A 20611-nucleotide genomic window follows, 5' to 3' on the forward strand; every position below is an offset into this window, starting at 1 on the left:
CCTGGCCGGCGCCCGGCTCAGCCGAGCTGCTGGTGCAGGAACGCGACGATCTGCTCGCGAACGTCGGCATGCAGCAGGGCGATGGAGTGGGCGCTGCCGGACTTCTGCACGAGGGTGACCGGCACGCCGGCCGCCTCGAGCTTCGCCTTCAGCCGGTCGCCGGCGAGCGGCGGCACGAAGTCGTGCTCGCTCTGCACGATGAACGTCGGCGGGTCGCTCGGGTCGACGAAGCGCACGGGCGGGGCCGCGGCGGCCGTGGGGCAGTCGTCGAGGGTGCGGCAGCCGAGCACGCCCACGCGGGCCGGGTCGATGTCGTACCGCTCGACGGTCGCGTGCGATCGGATGAAGCGCAGCGCGGCCTCGACGTCGGCGATCTGCCCGGAGTACCGGGTGGCCGGGGCCAGCCGGTAGTCGATGTTGAAGGTGACGAAGCCGGAGCGCGCCAGCCAGGTGCAGACGTCGTGCATGGACTGGCCGGCCTTGTCGCCGCTCCTCCAGCCGCCGCCGTGGATGAGGATGACCGCCGGGCGCGCATCCGTGGTCGTCGTGGTGGTCGATGCCGTCGTGGTCGATGCCGTCGTGGTCGTCGCGGTTGCGGTCGTGGTGGGCGAGGCCGTCGACGCGGTCGAATCGGATGCCTGGGCCGGCGCGCACACGTCGAGCCGCTGCCGGCTCGTGCCGCCCGACACGTACGGGACGTCGGCGGTCACGACGACGCCGGGAGGGGCGCTCTCGTCGGGCCGCGACGCCGCGTGCCCGGCGCCGGCCGCCTGGGTCGTGCCGCTCGTCGCAACGCAGCCGGCCAGGGGCGCGGCGACGGCGAGGGTGAGGACGACGGCGAGGGAGCGCCACCGCCTTCGGAGTGCCCACGCCGGTGAGATGTGCGTGGCCATTCGGCGGTTCTCCCGTTGCAGTGTTGCCATGAGCATAAGCGCACAGGAGCTCAGGAGTACCGGCCGGCGGGCGGTCTCCCAGACTGATGCCGTACCGTGAGGGGGTCGGCTTTCTGACGCGGCCCTTTCGGGGCCGGCGGTATGTGTGTCAGTCGGGCCGGTGGGGCGTGTGCGCCCCCTTCTTATCCACTGTGTGAACGGCCCGCAGCATTCTGCGGATCTGCAAGGACGCGACCTTTCGTCGCGGGTTCTGCCATGCAATCCCCTCCATTTCAGAAAGCGGTACCTCCATGCCCAAGAACCCGCACCGCGGCGCAGGCCGAGCCCCCAAGAACTTCGACCCGTCGTACGCCCGGTCCGCGAAGAGCTCGCGGCGCGACGACAAGCCGGGCTCGCGCAGCGCCGGGCACCGCGGCTACCGCCCCGAGGCAGAGGCCCCGACCGGCAAGAAGCCGCGCTGGAACAGCGCCGAGCGCGTCGCCCGCGGCCACTCGGCCGACCGCCGCGGCGAGGGCCGGTTCGAGCGCGACGAGCGCCCCCAGCGCGCAGACCGCCCTCAGCGCGCAGACCGCGGCGGGCGCCGCTTCGAGCGCGAGGAGCGGCCGGCGCGCGGATACGACCGCGACGCGCGTCCCTCGCGCGGGTTCGAGCGCGACGAGCGGCCGGCCCGTCGCTTCGACCGTGACGATCGTCCGGCTCGGCGGTTCGACCGTGACGAGCGTCCGGCGCGTCGCTTCGAGCGCGACGAGCGTCCGGCTCGGCGGTTCGACCGCGACGACCGTCCGGCCCGTCGCTTCGACCGTGACGAGCGGCCCGAGCGCCGCCCCTCCACGTTCTACGGCGAGCAGCCGAAGCAGCAGTTCACCGAAGCCGACGACGTCGTGCTCGAGAAGCTGCAGGCCGAGGCGACCACCGCCGCCGACGTCGTGAACACCACCTTCGCCGACCTGGGCCTCGGCTCCGGAATCATCCGTGCCCTCGAGGGCCTCGGCGCGGCGCATCCGTTCCCCATCCAGGCCGCCACGATCCCCGACGTGCTCGCCGGGCGCGACGTGCTCGGCCGCGGCCGCACGGGCAGCGGCAAGACCATCGCCTTCGGCGCGCCGACCGTCGAGCGGCTGCTGCGCGAGGGCTCCGAGGCCATCGCCGCCGGCACCCGCCGCAAGCGCCAGCAGGGCCGCGCCCCCCGCGCACTGATCCTGGCTCCGACCCGCGAGCTGGCGCTGCAGATCGACCGCACCGTGCAGCCCATCGCCCGCGAGGTCGGGCTGTTCACCACGCAGGTCTACGGCGGCGTGCCGCAGCGCGCTCAGGTCATGGCGCTCCAGCGGGGCGTCGACATCGTCATCGGCACCCCCGGCCGCATCGAGGACCTCGTGGAGCAGGGCCGTCTCGACCTCTCCGAAGTGCACGTCACGGTGCTCGACGAGGCCGACCACATGTGCGACCTCGGGTTCCTCGAGCCGGTGCAGCGCATCCTGCGCCGCACGAGCGAGGGCGGTCAGAAGCTGCTCTTCTCCGCCACCCTCGACACGGGCGTCGCCGCGCTCGTCAACGAGTTCCTCGTCGAGCCGGCCGTGCACGAGGTCGCCGGCGAGGACCAGGCCTCGGGCACCATCGAGCACCGCGTACTGCTGATCGACCACCGCGAGAAGCTGCGCGTGATCGAGGAGCTCGCGAGCCGTGACGGCAAGACGCTGATCTTCTCCCGCACCCGCTCCTACGCCGAAGACCTCGCCGAGGAACTCGACGCCGCGGGCGTGCCCGCCGTCGCGCTGCACGGCGACCTGAACCAGGCCAAGCGCACGCGCAACCTCGAGAAGCTGAGGAAGGGCCGCGTGAGCGTGCTGGTGGCGACGGATGTCGCGGCCCGCGGCATCCACGTCGACGACATCGACCTCGTGGTTCAGGCCGACGCGCCCGACGAGTACAAGACCTACCTGCATCGCTCCGGCCGCACCGGCCGCGCCGGCAAGGCGGGCACCGTCGTGACGCTCGTCTCCCGCAACCGCCGCCGCAAGGTGGAGGGCCTGCTCGACCGCGCCGAGATCGACGCCGAGTGGACCGAGGTGCGCCCCGGCGACGCGCTGCTCTCGTCGTTCTGATCGCTCACGCCCCGCGCTCGTGCGCTACTCGGATCCGCGGCCCGCGCCTCGGACCCGGGTAGCGCACGGCGGATCCGAGTAGCGCACCGCGCCTACGCTCTTCAGCATGGACCTCGGATACAACGGGAAGCTCGTGCTCGTGGCAGGCGGCACCGGACTGATCGGCAGCGCGGTGCGGGCACGGCTGGAGGCGGAAGGCGCCACGGTCGTGCCCGCGTCGCGGCATCCTCAGGAGGGCGGCGTCGCCCTCGACGCCCGCGACGACGCGTCGGCGCGGGCCGCCGTGGAGCAGGTGCTCGATCGGTACGGCCGCATCGACGCGCTGGTCGTGGCCGCCGCCCCGCCGGCGCAGACGCTGCCGAAGGTGACGGTCGGCGAAGCATCCGATCTCGCCGACGCGGTGGACGGCAAGGCGCTCGGCTTCGTGCGCGTCGCGAACGCGGTCGTGCCCGCGATGACGGATGCCGGATACGGCCGCATCGTCGCCGTGTGCGGGCAGATCGGCTATCTCACCGGCAACCTCGCGGCCGGCCTGCGCAACGCCGCGCTGCTCGTGGCGGCCAAGCACCTCGCCGACGCGCTGGCCGGTACCGGGGTGACCGTCAACGTGGTCAATCCCGGTCCGGTGCGCGACGACGCGTCGACGGCGGCGCCTGAGCGGCTGGTGCCGGGCGACTCCACCCCGGCGCAGGTCGCCGACCTCATCGCGTTCCTGGCGTCGCCGCTCGCGGGCGCCATCTCGGGCGAGTCGATCTCGATCGGGCACAAGCTGCGAGGCGTCACCGCGCTCTGAGCGGCACCCCGGCGGCGGATAGGCTGAAACGTCGTCTGGTCCCGATGAGGAGAACATGCCCACGCTCGAGCAGAAGGTCCGGCTGCTGACCGGCGAGACGCCGTTCACCACGTACGACATCCCCGAACTCGGCGTGCGGGCCCTCGCGCTCAGCGACGGGCCGATCGGCATCCGCGGCATCGCCGAGCCCGCACCGGTCGCCGCCCAGCTGCCGAACCCGTCGGCGGTCGCCGCCAGCTGGGATCTCGACCTGGTCGCCCGGCTCGGCGCGCTGCTGGGGCGGGAGGCGCGGCGGCTCGGCATCGACGTCGTGCTCGCGCCGGTCGTCAACCTGCAGCGCACTCCGGTGGCGGGGCGCCACTTCGAGATGTACAGCGAAGACCCGCTGCTGACGAGCGACGTCATGGTCGCGTTCGTGCGCGCCGTGCAGGCCGAGGGCGTCGGGGTGTGCGTGAAGCACTTCGTCGGCAACGAGTCCGAGACCGAGCGCACCTCGTACCTCGCGCGCGTCGGCGAGCAGGCGCTGCGCGAGGTGTACCTCGCCCCGTTCGAGGCCGCCGTGAAGCGGGCTGGCGTGTGGTCGATCATGGCCGCGTACAACCGGGTCGACGCGGGCGGCGAGGCGGCGCACGCGACCGACCACTCCTACCTGATCAACACCGTGCTCAAGGGCGAGTGGGGCTTCGACGGCGTGGTCGTCAGCGACTGGCTCGCGACGAAGACGACGGTCGAGTCGGCGCTCGGCGGGCTCGATCTCGTGATGCCCGGGCCCGGCGGCCCGTGGGAGCAGCAGCTCGTCGACGCCGTGCGCGCGGGCCTCGTGCCCGAGAGCGTCATCGACGACAAGGTCGCGCGCATCCAGCGCCTCGCGGCGCGGGTGGACACCCTTCGAGACGCGGCCGATGGCCGCTCCTCAGGGACCGCCCTTCGAGACGGGCGCTCCGCGCCCTCCTCAGGGACCGCCCTTCGAGACGGGCGCTCCGCGCCCTCCTCAGGGGCCACCCCTCCGGCGGCTGAGGAGCCCGCGGAGCGGGCGTCTCGAAGCCCCCACGCCCCCGCCGCACCCGATTCCGACGAGGTGCGCTCGCTGCTGCGCGAAGCCGTGGCGCGGGCGACCGTGGTGCTGCAGAACCGGGACGGCGTGCTGCCGTTGGATGCGGCATCCGTGAACTCGATCGCCCTCATCGGCCCGAACGCGACCGAGCCGTTCGTGCAGGGCGGCGGCAGCGCCGTCGTGAATGCGCCGTACGGCGTCGACGTCGCGCAGGCGCTGCGCGCCGCGTTCCCCGACGCCCAGGTGACGGTGCATCGCGGCGGGCCGGCGCGGCGCTTCGCGCCCCTGATCGACCCCGCGCTCGTGACCGCCGCGGAGGGCGAGGCCGGCTACCGGCTGCAGCTGCTCGACGCGGCCGGCGACCCGGTCGGCGAGCCGCGCCTCGTGCCCGCCGACGAAGGCTGGAACCGCGGAGTGCCCCGGGGCGCCGAGCGCGCGATCGTGCACGCCCGGGTGTCGCTCAGCGGCGCCGGCCGGCACCGCGTCGAGGTCGGCGCCGTCGGCATCCGTCGCATCTGGTTCGACGACGAGCTGGTCGACGAATCCGACGAGTTCGCCGACGAGAACGTGATCCTCGACTCCTCCGCGAACCGCCCCGCCGGCCCGAGCCGTGTCTACGAGCTGGCGGAGGGCGAGGAGCGCACGGTCGAGATCCGGCTGGAGGGCCAGGTCGTCGATGCCGGTGCGTACAGCCGCTTCGTGCGGTTCGAACTGCGCCATGACGCGGATGCCGCGGACGTCGCCGCCGAGATCGATGAGGCCGTCCGGGCCGCCGCCGCGGCCGACGTCGCGATCGTGATCGTCGGCACCGACGAGGAGACCGAGTCGGAGGGCTGGGACCGCACGAGCCTCGCCCTGCCCGGACGCCAGGACGAGCTGGTGACCCGGGTGGCCGCGGCCAATCCGCGCACGGTCGCCGTGGTGAACGCCGGCGCCCCGGTGATCCTGCCCTGGCTGGACGACGTGCCGGCCGCCCTGTGGTGGTGGCTGCCCGGCCAGGAGGGTGCGGGCGGGCTGGTCGACGCGCTGAGCGGCGCCGTCGAGCCGAGCGGGCGCCTGCCGTGGACGCTGCCGGGCTCCGAGGCCGATGTGCCGGTGCCCGACGCCGTGCCGGTGGACGGGGTCGTCGACTACCGCGAGGGGGTGCACATCGGCTACCGCGGCTGGCGCAGGCTCGGCCGCGTGCCGGCCCGCCCGTTCGGATACGGCCAGGGGTACGCCGACTTCGCCATCGCCGCGCCGCTCGTCGCCGAGGAGTGGGACGGAGACCGGCTTCCGGTCACCGTCGCCGTGACGAACCGGTCGCTGCGCGACGGCCGCGCGGTGGTGCAGTTCTACCTGTCGGGGCCGGCCGCCGAGCACGGCGAATTCGACCGGCCCGAGCGCTGGTTCGCCGGTTTCGGCACGCTCGACGTCAAGGCCGACCGGGTCGCCGCGCTCACCGTCCGTCTGCCGCTGCGCGCCTTCCAGGTGTGGAGCGTCGACGAGCAGCGCTGGGTGCTGCCGCACGGTGAGTACGTGCTGCGCGCGGCATCCGATGCCCTCGACGACGGCGCGGCCGTCACCATCACGCTGTAGCGCGCCACGGCTCGCCTCCGCCGGCTGAGGACGCACGAAGCGCCGTCTCGAAGCCTGCCCCCACCCCCGCTGGTTGAGCAGGCCGCAACGCGGCCGTATCGAAACCCCACTGCGCCGAAACAACACCAACGGATGCTTCACGCCAGGCTTGCCCGCAACGAGTGCAGTTTCGGCAGAAGGGATTTCGACGAGACGACAGTAGATGCGGTTGTGGCTGGGGCGAAGCATCCGTTTGCGTCGTTTCGGTGCGGGGCGGCGCCGCCCGCCCTTCGAGACGCGCCCTGCGGGCGCTCCTCAGGGACCGCCCTTCGAGACGCGCTTCGCGCTCCTCAGGGACCACCTTTCGAGACGCGCTTCGCGCTCCTCAGGGAGCAGGCGCGGTGAGAGCCCGGCCCCTACCGCGGCTGCGGGTCGGTGAGGCCCTGCGCCGCGGCCGCCTCGAGGCCCTCGAGCGCCGCCTCGACCGCGCGGCGCTGCTCTGCAGAGACGCCCTCGAACAGCGCGTTGAGGCGCTCGGCGCGCTCGAACCGCGCCCGGTGGATCGCATCGATGCCGGCCGGGGTCGCGACGACGAAGAACGAGCGCCCGTCGGTCGGGTCGGGGCGGCGGGTGATCAGCCCTTTGGCCTCCAGGTCGGCGACGATGCGGGTCATGGTGGGCGCCGCGACCGCCTCGAGTCGCGCCAGGTCGCCCGGTCGCACCTGGCCGAGGCGCACGACGCTGCCGAGCGCCGAGACGAGGCCGTGGCTGAGGCCGTCGCGGGTGGGGCGGATGCGCCGGTTGATCCGCCCGATCGCGACGGCCAGCCGGGTCGCGAAGTCGCTGTCCTCCGGTGCCGGCAGGGTCGGCGCCGCCGTGCTCGGCGACCGGTGAGCGGTCATCTCGGTATCACGCCTTCTCCGTCGCAGGTGCGGTGGTCGCGACAGAGTCTGCCACGTTCTGCGTGTGCAGTTCGTGGACGTAGTGCTTGCCGCGCACGAGCGACGCGATCGCAGCGATCACCGACATGGCCGCCGCGGCGATGAACACCACGAAGAGGCCCGAGTGGAACGGCTGCGAGATGAGGTTCGGGAAGAACTCCGTGCCGGTGAGGGTTCGCTGCGCCGACGCCGACAGCGTGTCGAGCACGTTCGCGCCGGCCGGGCCGAGCATGGTCTGCATCGGGTTGTAGCCGAGGAACGCGGCGAAGACGCTGGAGACCGGCGGCAGTTGCGAGATGCTCTGGGCCGCCTTGTCGGGCACGCCCTGCGCCGTGAGGCCGTGCAGGAGCGTCGACGGCAGGCTCGCGGCCAGGCCCGCGATGAGCAGGGAGAAGAAGATGCCCATCGACAGGCTGGTGCCCGAGTTCTGCACGGTGCCGGCCATCCCGCTCGCCGCCCCCCGCTGGTTGGCGGGCACCGAGTTCATGATCGCCGAGCGGTTCGGGGCGCCGAACATGCCCGAGCCGATGCCGTTGAAGAAGGTGATCACGGCGAAGGCCGCGTAGTTGAAGTCGGTCGGGATCAGCAGCAGCAGGACGAAGGTGATCGCGACCACGATCAGTCCCGCCGTGGCGAAGAACCGCGCCCCGAAGCGGTCGGAGAGCGTGCCCGACAGGGGCCCCGCGATGAGGAAGCCGATGGTGATCGGCAGCATCGCGAAGCCGGCCATCAGCGGGGTCTGGTCGTAGGCGACGCCGTGCAGCGGCAGCCAGATGCCCTGCAGCCAGATGATGAGCATGAACTGCAGCCCGCCGCGGCCGATCGACGCCAGCAGGCCGGCGAGGATCGCCATGGAGAAGGCGCGGATGCGGAACAGCCGCATCTCGAACATCGGCGACGTCTGCTTGAGCTCGACGACGACGAATGCGACGAGCAGCGCCGCCCCGCCGACGAGGCCGGCGAGCACCCACGGGTTCGTCCACCCGGTGGCCGAGTCGCCGTAGGGCTGGATGCCGTAGGTGATGCCGGTGAGCAGGGCGGTCAGGCCCCCGGCGAACAGGGCGTTGCCCCACCAGTCCATCTTGCCGACGTTGCGCTGGCCGACCTCGTGCAGCGACTTGTACGCCCAGATCGTGCCGATGATGCCGACCGGCACGGAGACGAAGAAGACCGCGCGCCAGTCGACGTCGGCGAGCACACCGCCCACGATGAGGCCGATGAACGAGCCGGCGATGGCGGCGACCTGGTTGATGCCGAGCGCCATGCCGCGCCGGTTGGCCGGGAATGCATCCGTGATGATCGCCGTCGAGTTCGCGAACAGCATGGCGCCGCCGATGCCCTGCACGAAGCGCCACAGGATCAGCCACACCGCCCCGTGGCCGCCGGTGAACGGGTCGAACGCGAGCGCGATCGAGCCGATGGTGAACACGACGAACCCGGCGTTGTAGATGCGCACGCGCCCGAACATGTCGCCGAGGCGGCCGAAGGTGACCACGAGCACCGCGGTGACGAGCATGTAGCCCATCAGGATCCACAGCAGGTAGCTCACATTGGCCGGGTCGAGCGGGTTGATCTTGATGCCGGTGAAGATGGCCGGCAGCGAGATGATCACGATCGAGGAGTTGATCGTCGCCATCAGCATGCCGAGCGTGGTGTTGCTGAGGGCGACCCACTTGTAGTGCGGGTGGTCTTTGCTGAACAGCGAGTTGGACACGGGGCTCTTCCTGGTTGCGCGAATTTAGTTGCTCGGTGCTAACTAACTATAGCTGGCTTCCGGATGTTCCGAGCCGGCGCGTCCTGCGCCCGAGTGCGGCTCATCCTCACCCGGCGCCGGCGCCCGGTGAGGATGAGCCGCACTGTCCTACTCGGCCCGTCGGCGGCGGGTGACCACGAGCAGCACACCGACCGCCACGACCGCGAGCACGACGACGCCGCCGGCGATGACCAGCGCCACGACGACCGAGGTCGGCACGGTGCCGGAGGACGGGGCATCCGTCGCCTGCGCGGCCGGAGCCGTCACCGTGGTGCCGCACTTCGCCAGCGGCCCCTCGTGGCCCGACCCGGCCTTGGGCCCCCGGTAGTCGAACTGGATCGACGAGCTCACCGGGTGCCCGTCGGCCGACACGATCTGCCAGGTCACCCGGTACTGGCCCGGCGCTCCGAGCGCGACCGGCACCGTGACGTCGCGCCCGTCGACCGACGCGCAGTCGGTCTCGTAGTTGCGGCCCGAGGCATCCGTCACCTGCACCAGCGCGCCGCGCCCGTTCTCGTCGAGCACGACGTCGTCGAAGTCGAGCGACACGGTCGACAGAGCCGACGAGACCGTCGCGCCGTCCTTCGGGTCGCTCGAGACGAGGAAGTCGTGCGCGCTTGCCGCGGGCGCGATGAAGAGAACGGATGCCGCAACGGCAGCCGCCGCGACTGCGATCAGCCGCCCGCGCCGCGCCCTCATGACGCCCTTCTGCGGGTGAGGGCGACGACGGCGGTGACGAGGCCCGCGGCGCCGATCACCACGCCCGCCACCCCGATGACGAGCGCGGCCGTCGCGGTGCCGTCGCTCTCGGTCGCGGTCGCTGGTGCGGCCTCCGGGCTCGCCGTGACCGTGGACCCGTCGTCGCCGGCGGGCGGGGCGTCGTCGATGTACAGCGTGGGCGCCGGATGCTCGGGCTCGTCGCCCGAGGCCGGGGTCGGCTCATCCCACTTCACGACCGTGCCGTCGGAGTAGGTCTGCGTCGCCGGCAGCAGCACCTTGCCGGTGTCGGGCACCTTGCCGAGCGACACGGTGAACTGCCCGAACTGGCCCGGCGCGATGCCGGAACCGGTGGCCGTGAAGGTGATCGTGCGCGGCGCCTCTTTGATCGTGCTGCCGCCCACGTCGACCGGCTTGGGCAGCTTCGCGTTCGTCACCTTCGCCGTCCAGCCGGGCACGGCCTCGAAGCTCACGGAGGTGAACGGGGTGTCGGTGGGCAGCTCGATGACGAGCTTGGTGGTGCTCGCCGTCGCCGACTCGGTCGGCACCCGGAAGGTGACGTAGGTGTAGCCGCCGGCTTCGGCGGTGTCGGGGGAGATGCGCACGTGGGCGCTGGCCGCGAGCGGCGCGGCGAGGGCGAGCGCCGCGCCGGCCGTGACGGCCGCGAGCGCGCGCAGGGTGAAGCGTCTGTTCATGGAGATCCTGTTCGAATCCGATGGCTGAGGGGCCGCGAAGCGGCCGTCTCGAAGCCGGATGGGTGTGGGGCGATGCGGCGGCGGGTCGTTCAGACGCGGCCGCGGCCGCGCATCAACCCGCAGGGGACGGAACAGGAGGGCCGCGGTGGCGCAGCATTCCGAGCAGCAGCGCCGGGGTGCGTGCGGCACGGGGTGCCGGGCACAGCGTGAAGCGCGGGCGCGGCAGCGGCCGCGCCTGCACCAGATCGAGGGCGCGACGCAGTCCGAGTGCGGCGAGCGCCAGCATCCGTGCCAGCACGCGCTCGCCGTGGCGCAGCGCGGCGATCGTGACCAGCGCGGCCGCAGCATGACCGACCCACATCGCCGCCTGCGCGGCCGGCGAGGCGACGGATGCCTGGGCCGACGCACCGCTGACGCTCAGCCCCATCCCCGGCATGCCCGCCATCCGCGCGTCGCCGATGAGTCGAACCGCGCTCGGCTGCCCGAGCGAGAACAGCACGTGGAAGGCGACCTGGCTCACCACGACGGACGCCGCCAGTCGCCACATGGCGGGGCGCGGGCCGGTGAGCAGCACGCTCGCGGGCACCGCGAATGCGAGCGAGACGATGACGCCGAGCGTGCCGGGGACGGCCCCGCCGCCGGCCACGTGGAACAGCGCCGCGACGAACACCGCGAGCGTCGCGGCGAGCATGCCGCGGATCGCGCGCTGGTGCCGCTCCGTCATGATCCACAAGGGTATCCGGCCGGACTCGGAACGTCGGTGGTGGCGGTTACGCTGGGCGGCATGGCTCCCACCCCCTTGGACGTGCTGCACCGTGTCTTCGGCTACAGCGAGTTCCGGGGCGAGCAGGCGGCGATCATCGACCGGCTCGTCGCGGGCGGCGACGCGGTGGTGCTGATGCCCACCGGCGGCGGCAAGAGCCTGACCTACCAGATCCCGTCGATGCTGCGCGAGGGCACCGGGGTCGTCATCTCGCCGCTGATCGCGCTGATGCACGACCAGGTCGAGGCGCTGCGGGCCGTGGGCGTGCCGGCGGCCTACCTCAACTCGACCCAGTCGCCGGAGGAGCGTCGCGAGGTCGAGCAGGCCTTCGTCGACGGCCGGCTCGACCTGCTCTACGTCGCACCCGAGGGGCTCTCCACGCCGCGCATGCAGGAGCTGCTGCGGCGCGGCCGCATCGCCCTGTTCGCCATCGACGAGGCGCACTGCGTGAGCCAGTGGGGCCACGACTTCCGCCCCGACTACCTGTGGCTGTCCAACCTGGCCGAGCTCTGGCCCGAGGTGCCGCGCATCGCGCTGACGGCGACGGCGACCGAGGCCACGCACCGCGAGATCACCGAGCGGCTGGCCATGCACGACGCCGCGCACTTCGTGGCGAGCTTCGACCGGCCCAACATCCAGTACCGCATCGTGCCCAAAGACGACGTGCGCCATCAGCTGGTCGACTTCATCCGCACCCAGCAGGCCGAGTCGATCGACGCGGCGGGCGTGCCCGTGCCGGCGGCCGGCATCGTCTACGCGCTCTCCCGCGCCACGGTCGAGAAGACCGCCGAGTACCTGCGTGCGCAGGGCATCAACGCCTTGCCGTACCACGCCGGGCTCGAGGCATCCGTGCGCCACGAGACCCAGACGCGGTTCCTGCGCGAAGACGGCGTGGTGATCGTCGCGACCATCGCGTTCGGCATGGGCATCGACAAGCCCGACGTGCGCTTCGTCGCGCACATCGACCTGCCCAAGTCGGTCGAGGGCTACTACCAGGAGACGGGCCGCGCCGGCCGCGACGGGCAGCCCGCGGTCGCCTGGCTCGCCTACGGCCTGGCCGACGTGGTGCAGCAGCGGCAGCTGATCGACAAGTCGCCCGGCGACCGTGCCTACCGCCAGCGCATGGGGCAGCACCTCGACGCGATGCTCGCCCTGTGCGAGACCGTGGAGTGCCGCCGGGTCAACCTGCTGTCGTACTTCGGGCAGGCCTCGCAGCCATGTGGCAACTGCGACACCTGCCTCGCCCCGCCGGCCGTGTTCGACGGCACCGTGCCCGCGCAGAAGCTGCTGTCGACGGTGGTGCGGCTGAAGCGCGAGCGCGGCCAGCAGTACGGCGCCGGCCATCTGATCGACGTCCTCGTCGGCAAGCGCACGCCGCGCGTCGAACAGCTGGGCCATGACGCGCTCGCCACCTGGGGCATCGGCCAAGACCTGAGCGCCGCCCAGTGGCGCGGCGTCGTGCGCCAGCTGCTCGCGACCGGGTTGCTCGCGGTGAGCGACGACGGCTACGGCACGCTGCAGATCACGGATGCCTCGGCGGCGGTGCTGCGCGGCGAGCGGTCGGTGCAGCTGCGGCAGGACGTGGTCGACGCATCCGCCGCTCGACTCGCGCGCCGCGCGAATGGAGACCGCGGAGCCTCGGTCGCAGAACTTCCCGAGGAGGCCCGTCCGCTCTTCGAAGCCCTGCGCGAGTGGCGCGCGCAGACCGCCCGCGAGCAGTCGGTGCCCGCCTACATCGTCTTCGGCGATGCGACGCTGCGCGCGGTCGCCTCGGCCCGGCCGACGCGCCTCGAGGAGCTCGAGGGCATCACGGGCATCGGCGCGAAGAAGCTCGATCAGTACGGCGAGGCGCTGCTCGAGGTGGTGGCGCAGTCGGCCCGGGACGCGGCATAGGCACGGCTCGCGCCCCGGTCAGGGCGCAGAGGAGCGCTCCGATCGCGGCGTCAGGCGGCCGCGACCTCCGGCGATGCGGCGGCGGACCGCACTCGGGAGGGACTGAAGCGTGTCTTGAGTCGCAGGAACGGCGACTCAAGGAACCGGTACGACAGTGCGGCGACGGCGATCGTCACGCCATAAACCACGGCACTGAAGATCAGATGTCGAACCGGGAAGTGCGGCAGCACCGCGGACTGCAGGACCGCCATCACCGGAAGGTGGTAGAGGTAGATGCCGTAAGAGCGCCTTCCAGCCCATACCAGCGGCGCCCACGACAGCACCACCCGCACGATGGAGCGGTCGGCGGTCGTGAGGTGCCAAATCATTGCGGCGCTGAGCAGGCCGATGGCCGGCGACTCCCACGCAAAGTGCGGGTATCGCCCGAGATAGTTGGCCGCGAGCACCAGCGAGGCAGCCGCCAGCGCGATACCCGCGCCGGCCCACGCGCTTTCGAGTGCCTTGACGCGTACGCGGCGCTGCAGTAGGACGGCGATCGCGCAGCCGAGTAGAAGCGTGCAGAACCGCGATGACGGAAGGTAGTAGGCGGCGTCTATGGAGCCATCACTGGTCTGGAAGAACGAGGCGACGACCAGGGATGCCAGGCTGACTCCGCCCGCGGCCGCCGTCCACTTGAGGACGCCGTGCCGGAAGCGGAGCATGAGGATCAAGGCCGGCGGCCAGAGAAGATAGAAGTGCTCTTCGACCGCGAGGCTCCACGTCGCTATCAGGCTGCCGAGGGCGCCGGAGTGGCCCGTGCCCGCCACGAAGTCGGACACGTAGAAGCCCGCGAATGCGGCAGCGTCTGCGTAGCCCTGCAGCGAGCCGGTGAGGTATGGGAAGAACGCGGCCCCGATGACGATGAGGGCGATGAGCGCGGGATAGAGCCGTAGCAGGCGGCGCGAGTAGAACCGCCCGAGGGAGATCGAGCCGAAGCGGTCGTGCTCGCCCAGCAGGATCGACGTGATGAGGTAGCCGGACAGGACGAAGAAGACGTCGACGCCCATCCACCCGCCCGCGGCGTATGGCAGTGTGAGGTGGGTGGCGATGACCGCGAAGACGGCGAGTGTTCGCAGGCCGTCGAGCTCCGGGCGATAGCGCATGGGCACACTCTGCAGTGAGAATGAGTATTTGTCACTATCCCCACTTCTGGCGCCATTATCCCGAAACCCCTGCCTGAGCGTGGGTTGCGAGCCGAGCCATTCCGCTGGTCTTCAGCGGGTGAAGTAGAACCCGTCCGCGAGGTCTTCCAGCAGTCCGCTGTGCGTGGGCTGCCAGCCGAGCAACTCCCGCGTCTTCGCACTCGAGGTCGGGTTGTCGAGCCCGATGAACGCGCCGACGAAGCCGTAGCGCTCGGCCGCCGTCTGCTGCGAGACGCTCTCGATCGGGACGCCGGCCCCGCGCGCGATCGCCTCGGCGATGCGCCGGAACGGGATGCCCTCCTCGGCGGCGACGTGCAGCGGGATGCCCGCGGGCAGATCCTCCTTCTCCAGAGCGAGCCGGATCAGGTGCGCCGCATCGAGATTGTGCACGGCCGGCCACCGGTTCGACCCGTCGCCGACGTAGCCGAACGAGCCCGCCGCACGTGCGCCCGCGATGAGCGAGGGGATGAAGCCGTGGAAGTCGGTCGGGCCGTGCACCGTGGGCGAGAGGCGCAGCGCCGCCGATCGCACTCCGCGCGCAGCGAGGCCGAGCAGCAGTTGCTCGGTGACGGCGCGAGGGTTGGGAGCGCTCTCCGCGTCGATCGGGGTGTCCTCCGTGCCGACCTCGCCCGGCGCGACCTGGCCGACGAGCATCATGGTGCCCGAGGCGGCCAGGAACGGCTTGCCCGAGCCGTCGAGCGCGTCAGCGATCGCGCCGATCAGCGCCCGGTCCGCCGCGACGGCGGCCCCGAAGTCGCCCGCGTCGTGCTTGAACGCGAGGTTCACGACGCCGTCCGCGGCGGCGGCCAGCTCGGCCAGGCGATCGGTGTCGTCCACGGTGCCGACGACCGGATCGCCGCCCTGCTTCGCGACGCGCTCGGCGCCGGCGTCGTTCCGGGCGAGGCCCACGACCTGGTGGCCGGCCTCGACGAGCTCTGCGGTGACGAGCTGGCCGATGTGCCCACTCGCTCCGGTGACGAAGATCTTCATGCGTCCTCCAATGTCAGGAACTGTCATCACGCTAGCATCGATGTCAGGATCTGTCATCACTTAGAATCGGATGCGTGGGACGTTGGGAACCGGACGCACGGGGCCGCCTCGCCCAGGCGGCGCTCGAGTTGTTCCTCGAGCGCGGATACGACGCGACGACGGTCGCCGACATCGCGGCGCGCGCCGGGCTCACCGAGCGCACCTTCTTCCGTCAGTTCTCGGACAAGCGCGAGGTGCTCTTCGGCGACCCCGCCGCGTACTTCGCGACGTTCACGGATGCCATCGCCTCAGCCCCCGCCGCGGCGAAGCCCCTCGAGGCGCTGTCGGCGGGGCTCGACGCAGCGACGGCGGCCTTCGCAGGCATGCACCCGTACGCGCGGTTGCGGCAGTCGGTGATCGACGCGAACGCGCCGTTGCGGGAGCGGGAGCAGATCAAGCGCGCCCACCTCGTCGACGAGCTGAGCGAGGCGCTGCGGCGGCGCGGGGTCGCCGAGTCGACCGCGCGGCTGACCGCCGAGCTCGGAGCGGTCGCGTTCCACCTCGCGTTCCAGCGGTGGGTGCAGGCCGAGGAGGAGCTGGATCTCACGGCGCTCACGCGCGAGGTGCTGGCCGAGCTGAGGGCTGCCGCGGCGTAAGCGGGCGCAACCTCAGGCCGCGCTCACGCGGGGCCTCAACGGAAGTGGATAAGCGTGACGTGGGCCAGCGGCACGAGCTGGATCAGGAACCACACGTCGATGCCGAGGACCGCCGCGCCGAGCACCAGCAGCACCCACCGTCGCCCGAGCACCGCGAGAGCGCCGACCGCGGTGAACACGAACGGCAGGGCCGAATAGGCGGTGCGGAACGCGAGCGCCTGGGTGGTCACCACGACGACCGCCCAGCTGCCGATGGAAAGGGCGGCGACGCCGGCGAGCGTGAGCATTCTGACGGGGTTCCGCCGGGTGGTCCACGCGAGCAGCACCACGCCGACGAGCGCGGCGCCGGTCAGGGCCAGCACGAGCAGGTCCACCGGCGTCGGGCTGTGCACCGTGTTCCGCACGTACTCGGTCGGCAACCAGAGGTACGTGATGGCGTTCTGCGCGAGGTCGGCCGCCGACACGCCCGACCAGGCCGGGAAGCTGTACCCGGCGGCGGTCATTCCCGACTGCGCCGTCAGGTCCCCGTACAGCACCAGGTTGCGCACGAACCACCACCCGGCGACCAGCGTCGTTGCGGCCGCGAAGACGATCGTGCCGAGCCAGCGCCGGCGCACGAGCAGCAGGATCGCGAGGGCGAGTGCGACGGGCGACATCGTCGCTTTGGTGATGATCGCGAGCCCGACCAGTGCACCCGCGACAGCCGGCGGAAGCAGCGACGACCCGCGCCCGTCCCCGATCACGAGGATGCCGAGCCCGACCAGCAGGAGTGCCAGTTCGTCGTTCTGGATCGAGGTCGCCATGGCCAGCAGCATCGGGTTGACGCCGACCGCGACGGCGACCACCGGCGCGGCATGCGTCCGCGCCGGCAGCGCGCGCACCGCGATGGCGGTGAGCGTGAGCGTCACGGCGAGGTGCAGGACGATGCCGAGCGACCGGACGGCGTAGAAAGCGAGTTGATCCCCGCCGAGGGCGCGGAACGGTGCGGCCACGACGGCGTCGAGCACGTAGGCGAGCGGACCCATCTGCGCCTCGTAGCTCGTGCCGGGATCGCCGAGCGCCGGCATCCGGTGATGGTCGAGGTAGTAGAGCACGTTCAGCCAGTGCGACGGCTCGTCGTACGGCAGCCCCGCCGGCATGAGCGCGACGAACGCCACGCCGACGACGACCGTACCGACGAGCGCCGGCCACACCCGACGGACGAGCTGCCAGAGCTCAGAGCTCGGAACCGCCGCGGCGACCCGGAAGGGCAGCGCGGGACCGCCCTCCGTGGCGACGGCGGCGCGTGTCGTCACGACTCCGCCGCCTCGTCGGGCAGGAGGACGGGCACGGGACGGATCGCCACCGGCCTGCCAGGCCGCTCCGCCGAGCCGCCCTGACCCAGCTGCTTGTACACGACCCGCTCGTGATACGCGTAACGCAGGAAGAATCCGATGACCAGCAGCGCGGCCTGCGCGAGCACGGCCCGGTCGTGCAGGCTCAGCAGCTCCACGGCCACCCACAGCGCGAAAGTGCGCACCGCGGACTCGGCGCCGTTGAATCCCACGGAGTGGCTGAAGCGCCACCACAGCTTCCGGGCGCCCGCGCGCAGGTCGTGATACAGGAAATGCTCCTGGGCCACGAAGTTGCCGATGATGGTCGTGGCCGCCGCGACGATCGCGGCCGACAGGTAGCCGACCCCGACGTGCTCGAGCCCCCACATGATCGCGAGGTTGGCGATGCCGCCGATGAGTCCGATGAACGCGAAACCGGGCATCCGCCCGATGCGCAGCTCGACGATCTGCCGGGCCAGCCGCCACGCCTGCTTGATGTCGCCCTTCGACTCGCCGGCCACGCGCGGGGCGAGGGTCGCCGGGATCTCGGCGACCCGCAGCGGGGTACGGCACAGCACCTCGAGCAGGATCTTGAAGCCCCGCGGGTGCAGCCGATCCAGGTCGATCCGGTCGAGTCGCACCGCGAAGAAACCGGACATCGGGTCGGTCGAACCCTTGAGCCGACGGGGGAAGAGCAGCTTGACGAGGCGTGTGGAGAAGTGGGTCAGCAGCACGCGGAATCCGTTCGCGAGCCCCTCGGCGTCCCCGCCGGGGACGAAACGGGATCCGGCAACCAGGTCCCACCGGCCGTCGAGCGCTTTGTCGATCAGTCCGGGCAGCATCTCTGGCGGGTGCTGCAGATCGCCGTCCATGACGACGGCCCACCTGCCCGCCGCGGCGCGGTAGCCCTCAAGCACCGCCCCGCCGAGGCCGTCGACCGGCTCCTCGCGGTGGATGAGACGGACCGGGATGCGGGACGACGCCGCCACTCGGCGGATGACCTCCGGGGTGTCGTCCGTCGAGTCGTCGACGAAGAGAAGCTCGACGGCCCGCTCGCCCACTGCTTGTTCGGTGCGGCGGACCAGTTCTTCGACGTTCAACGACTCATTGAAGGTCGGCACGATGATGGTGACGTCCATTGCTAGCTCTCCGTAGGGGTTGGTGGTGCGAGGCGATCGCGTTCTGGGGACGGTTCCGGCACGCGCAGCGACGCGACGGCGGCGCCGATGCGGCGCGAGAAGCCGTGCAGCGGATGCTCGACGAAGCGGTAGAAGAAGTGACCGGCCACGATCGCGAGCGGCAGCGCGGTGACGAGCATGGCCCAGGGCAGCACGGCGTGCGCCAGGTGGTACGCCAGGCTCACCACGATGGGTCCGTGCACCAGGTAGATGCTGAAGGACCGCTCGCCGAGCCAGCCGATGGGGCGCCACATGCCGATGCGTTGACCGGAGGCGCTGAAGGCGAACAGCGCGACGAGCAGGGCGGCGGCGACCACGGCCGGGGCCGTGCTCAACTGCGGCTCGCGCAGATCGTGCCAGACCATGCCCGCGAGGGCGGAGGCCCACAGCGCGCCGACCGCCAGAGGGGCTCGCGAGAGCCACCCGACGGCGCGCTCGATGTCGTCGGCGGATGCCGCCATGAGTGCGCCGATGCCGAACATCGGCAGGTAGGTCAGCGCCAGCGACAGGTCGAAGTGCGACAGCACGGCATCGACGGCCCCGATCTGGCCGGCGGCGCTCGCCGCAACGCACACGACTGCGAGCGCCAGGGCCGTCGCGCGGCGCCGCACCCGCAGGGCCACGAGGGCCAGGAGCGGAAGCAGGAGCGAGAAGGCCACCTCCCACTGCAGCGACCAGAACGCCGTATTCAGGATCGGGCTCACCCCGCCGAGCAGGATCGCGTCGTGCAGCAGGTCCAGGGGTGTGTAGTGCCCGGAGTGCAGCGCGAGCCAGGCGCTCGTGCCGCTCGTCACGGGCCGCGGCACGGTGAGGTAGAGCAGGTACGAGAACACCATGGCCGCCCAGATCGGGAAGTACAGCCGGGTCAGTCGCCGGGCGTACCAGGCGAGCCAGTTGCGCGTGGGCCGGTCGCGCTCGGGCCACACCAGCACGAACCCGCTGAGCACGAAGAAGACGTAGACGGCCGACTGACCGGACCAGGCCAGGTGCAACGGGGTGTAGGTGACGATCCAGAGCAGCGGATTCTGCGCGAAGGTCGACGGCGGATCGACCGTGGTCATGGAGTGGCTGAGGACGACGATGAGCGCCAGGCACCCGCGCAGGCCGTCGAGCGCGCGCAGCCGCGCGCTGCCGGTCGACCTCGTATCGTTCACGTGATCACACTCCTCGCGCCGCGCCGAGGTGCCGCCGCGCCAGGTCGGCCGTTCCCGAGGCGAGGAAGGAGATCGGCGCACGGCTGAGACCCCATGCCGCGCTGCGCAGCGCGCCGCGCAGGCTGTGTCGGCGCAGGAGCGCGTTCACGGTCTCGCGGAACTCGCGCCTGGCCTCCTCGCGGCGGGTCGCCCGCAGGTTCTGTGCGAGTCGGCCGGACAGGGCGGTGTCGCCCGAACTGCGCGCCGCCGCCAGGCGTTCGACCAGGTAGCGTTCGGTCGAGTCGCGCATGCGCTCGCGGGCGCCGCTCGAGCCTGTGACGTTGCTGCCGTGCCGCCGATATGCGACCAGCGGCGTGGGAACGGCGGCGAATTCCCCGTGCAGCAGCAGCCGCATCATGAATTCGTTGTCTTCGGCGACGGTGTAGCTCTCGTCGAACCAGCCGGCCGCGTCTCCGACGGCACGACGTACGACCAGGGCCATGATGCGAGGCAGCGGCGCCTCGCCGCTCAGCATCCGATCGCGCAGCCCCGCTTCGGCCCGCCAGCCGATGATCGGCGTGCCGTCCTCGTTCACCATCCAGCCGGCGGTGTAGGCGCCGACAGCCGACGGGCAGTCGGTGAGCGCGGCGAGCGCATGGCTCAGGTAGCCGGGCTGCCAGGTGTCGTCGTCGTCGAGGAAGGCGACGTACTCCGCGGTGCCCCGGGCGATGCCGTGATTGCGGGCGGCGGACACCCCGGGCGTGCTCTCGCGCGAGATCGTGACCCGTGACCGCGTTTCCGAGGATGCCGCTGCGGTGTCGAGCGCGCCGAGCACCGCGGCGGCGAGCGCCTGCGGGTCCGGCGAGTTGTTGTCCACGACGGTGACGCGCCAGTCGCGGTGGGTCTGGCCGAGCACGGACTGGAGCGCCGCCCCGAGGAACTCCCCGGCCCGGTTGGTCGGGATGACGACGTCGACCGTTGCTGTGTTTGAGAATTCCTCAGGCATTAGGCGTCATC

Annotated in this window: 17 protein-coding genes; 5 read left to right on the top strand and 12 right to left on the bottom strand. The window is 71.8% G+C overall.

Annotated elements, in window-relative coordinates; translation table 11 throughout:
* Nucleotides 1-17: 17 nt before the first annotated feature.
* Nucleotides 18-893 (bottom strand): alpha/beta hydrolase, encoded by an 876-nt coding sequence (locus H563_RS0108115; protein WP_022882106.1) that lies wholly within the window; start codon nucleotides 891-893, stop codon nucleotides 18-20.
* 290 nt (nucleotides 894-1183) lie between these two features.
* Here H563_RS0108115 and H563_RS0108120 point away from each other — a divergent pair, with 290 nt between their 5' ends.
* The 3 genes from H563_RS0108120 to H563_RS15700 all read left to right on the top strand — a co-directional run bounded on the left by H563_RS0108120 (nucleotide 1184) and on the right by H563_RS15700 (nucleotide 6423).
* Nucleotides 1184-2998, top strand: coding sequence for a DEAD/DEAH box helicase (locus H563_RS0108120; RefSeq protein WP_022882107.1), 1815 nt, complete (start codon nucleotides 1184-1186; stop codon nucleotides 2996-2998).
* Between the two features lie 106 nt (nucleotides 2999-3104).
* Nucleotides 3105-3791: an SDR family oxidoreductase gene (locus H563_RS0108125; RefSeq protein ID WP_022882108.1), complete on the top strand. Its 687-nt coding sequence runs from the start codon at nucleotides 3105-3107 to the stop codon at nucleotides 3789-3791.
* A gap of 55 nt (nucleotides 3792-3846) precedes the next feature.
* Entirely contained in the window at nucleotides 3847-6423 is a 2577-nt protein-coding gene (locus H563_RS15700; protein WP_022882109.1) for a beta-glucosidase family protein, read from the top strand.
* 395 nt (nucleotides 6424-6818) lie between these two features.
* Here H563_RS15700 and H563_RS0108135 read toward each other — a convergent pair whose 3' ends face one another.
* From H563_RS0108135 to H563_RS18305, 5 genes are all read right to left on the bottom strand, one after another.
* Nucleotides 6819-7304, bottom strand: a complete 486-nt coding sequence (locus H563_RS0108135; RefSeq protein WP_022882110.1) for a MarR family winged helix-turn-helix transcriptional regulator — start codon at nucleotides 7302-7304, stop codon at nucleotides 6819-6821.
* A 7-nt stretch (nucleotides 7305-7311) separates the two neighbouring features.
* Nucleotides 7312-9057, bottom strand: coding sequence for an MFS transporter (locus H563_RS0108140; protein ID WP_022882111.1), 1746 nt, complete (start codon nucleotides 9055-9057; stop codon nucleotides 7312-7314).
* A 147-nt stretch (nucleotides 9058-9204) separates the two neighbouring features.
* Nucleotides 9205-9795: a copper resistance CopC family protein gene (locus tag H563_RS15705; protein ID WP_022882112.1), complete on the bottom strand. Its 591-nt coding sequence runs from the start codon at nucleotides 9793-9795 to the stop codon at nucleotides 9205-9207.
* Nucleotides 9792-10508 (bottom strand): YcnI family copper-binding membrane protein, encoded by a 717-nt coding sequence (locus H563_RS0108150; protein ID WP_022882113.1) that lies wholly within the window; start codon nucleotides 10506-10508, stop codon nucleotides 9792-9794. The genes H563_RS15705 and H563_RS0108150 overlap by 4 nt, the downstream gene beginning before the upstream one ends.
* A 112-nt stretch (nucleotides 10509-10620) precedes the next feature.
* Nucleotides 10621-11232: a hypothetical protein gene (locus H563_RS18305; RefSeq protein WP_022882114.1), complete on the bottom strand. Its 612-nt coding sequence runs from the start codon at nucleotides 11230-11232 to the stop codon at nucleotides 10621-10623.
* A gap of 60 nt (nucleotides 11233-11292) precedes the next feature.
* Here H563_RS18305 and recQ point away from each other — a divergent pair, with 60 nt between their 5' ends.
* Nucleotides 11293-13164 carry a DNA helicase RecQ gene (recQ, locus tag H563_RS0108160; protein ID WP_033210038.1) on the top strand — a complete coding sequence of 624 codons (1872 nt, stop codon included), beginning with the start codon at nucleotides 11293-11295 and terminating at the stop codon, nucleotides 13162-13164.
* Nucleotides 13165-13214: 50 nt separating this feature from the next.
* On the opposite strand, the gene H563_RS15710 is transcribed toward recQ, so the two are convergent.
* Nucleotides 13215-14306 (bottom strand): acyltransferase family protein, encoded by a 1092-nt coding sequence (locus H563_RS15710; RefSeq protein WP_022882116.1) that lies wholly within the window; start codon nucleotides 14304-14306, stop codon nucleotides 13215-13217.
* 111 nt (nucleotides 14307-14417) lie between these two features.
* On the bottom strand, nucleotides 14418-15335 hold the full coding sequence (locus H563_RS0108170; RefSeq protein WP_022882117.1) for an SDR family oxidoreductase: 918 nt from the start codon (nucleotides 15333-15335) through the stop codon (nucleotides 14418-14420).
* A 74-nt stretch (nucleotides 15336-15409) separates the two neighbouring features.
* Between H563_RS0108170 and H563_RS0108175 the strand changes: the two genes are divergently transcribed.
* A complete protein-coding gene (locus tag H563_RS0108175; protein ID WP_022882118.1) occupies nucleotides 15410-15970 on the top strand; it encodes a TetR/AcrR family transcriptional regulator in 561 nt (186 codons plus the stop codon).
* A gap of 35 nt (nucleotides 15971-16005) precedes the next feature.
* Here H563_RS0108175 and H563_RS0108180 read toward each other — a convergent pair whose 3' ends face one another.
* The 4 genes from H563_RS0108180 to H563_RS17360 are packed head-to-tail and all read right to left on the bottom strand — an operon-like array spanning nucleotide 16006 to nucleotide 20600.
* The gene (locus tag H563_RS0108180; RefSeq protein ID WP_022882119.1) at nucleotides 16006-17265 is read right to left on the bottom strand and encodes a glycosyltransferase 87 family protein; all 1260 of its coding nucleotides are present in this window, start codon (nucleotides 17263-17265) and stop codon (nucleotides 16006-16008) included.
* Nucleotides 17262-18422 (bottom strand): glycosyltransferase, encoded by a 1161-nt coding sequence (locus H563_RS15715; RefSeq protein WP_022882120.1) that lies wholly within the window; start codon nucleotides 18420-18422, stop codon nucleotides 17262-17264. The genes H563_RS0108180 and H563_RS15715 overlap by 4 nt, the downstream gene beginning before the upstream one ends.
* A 2-nt stretch (nucleotides 18423-18424) precedes the next feature.
* Nucleotides 18425-19615 carry an acyltransferase family protein gene (locus H563_RS0108190; protein WP_022882121.1) on the bottom strand — a complete coding sequence of 397 codons (1191 nt, stop codon included), beginning with the start codon at nucleotides 19613-19615 and terminating at the stop codon, nucleotides 18425-18427.
* A gap of 4 nt (nucleotides 19616-19619) precedes the next feature.
* Nucleotides 19620-20600 carry a glycosyltransferase family 2 protein gene (locus H563_RS17360; RefSeq protein WP_022882122.1) on the bottom strand — a complete coding sequence of 327 codons (981 nt, stop codon included), beginning with the start codon at nucleotides 20598-20600 and terminating at the stop codon, nucleotides 19620-19622.
* Nucleotides 20601-20611 lie beyond the last annotated feature (11 nt).

Source organism: Gryllotalpicola ginsengisoli DSM 22003, assembly GCF_000419445.1.
Taxonomy (GTDB): domain Bacteria; phylum Actinomycetota; class Actinomycetes; order Actinomycetales; family Microbacteriaceae; genus Gryllotalpicola; species Gryllotalpicola ginsengisoli.

Bases quoted from the DNA above. Each gene is read 5' to 3' on its own strand.
- H563_RS0108115 (WP_022882106.1), bottom strand. From the start codon at position 893: ATGGCCACGCACATCTCACCGGCGTGGGCACTCCGAAGGCGGTGGCGC.
- H563_RS0108120 (WP_022882107.1), top strand. From the start codon at position 1,184: ATGCCCAAGAACCCGCACCGCGGCGCAGGCCGAGCCCCCAAGAACTTC.
- H563_RS0108125 (WP_022882108.1), top strand. From the start codon at position 3,105: ATGGACCTCGGATACAACGGGAAGCTCGTGCTCGTGGCAGGCGGCACC.
- H563_RS15700 (WP_022882109.1), top strand. From the start codon at position 3,847: ATGCCCACGCTCGAGCAGAAGGTCCGGCTGCTGACCGGCGAGACGCCG.
- H563_RS0108135 (WP_022882110.1), bottom strand. From the start codon at position 7,304: ATGACCGCTCACCGGTCGCCGAGCACGGCGGCGCCGACCCTGCCGGCA.
- H563_RS15705 (WP_022882112.1), bottom strand. From the start codon at position 9,795: ATGAGGGCGCGGCGCGGGCGGCTGATCGCAGTCGCGGCGGCTGCCGTT.
- H563_RS0108150 (WP_022882113.1), bottom strand. From the start codon at position 10,508: ATGAACAGACGCTTCACCCTGCGCGCGCTCGCGGCCGTCACGGCCGGC.
- H563_RS18305 (WP_022882114.1), bottom strand. From the start codon at position 11,232: ATGACGGAGCGGCACCAGCGCGCGATCCGCGGCATGCTCGCCGCGACG.
- recQ (WP_033210038.1), top strand. From the start codon at position 11,293: ATGGCTCCCACCCCCTTGGACGTGCTGCACCGTGTCTTCGGCTACAGC.
- H563_RS15710 (WP_022882116.1), bottom strand. From the start codon at position 14,306: ATGCGCTATCGCCCGGAGCTCGACGGCCTGCGAACACTCGCCGTCTTC.
- H563_RS0108170 (WP_022882117.1), bottom strand. From the start codon at position 15,335: ATGAAGATCTTCGTCACCGGAGCGAGTGGGCACATCGGCCAGCTCGTC.
- H563_RS15715 (WP_022882120.1), bottom strand. From the start codon at position 18,422: ATGGACGTCACCATCATCGTGCCGACCTTCAATGAGTCGTTGAACGTC.
- H563_RS17360 (WP_022882122.1), bottom strand. From the start codon at position 20,600: ATGCCTGAGGAATTCTCAAACACAGCAACGGTCGACGTCGTCATCCCG.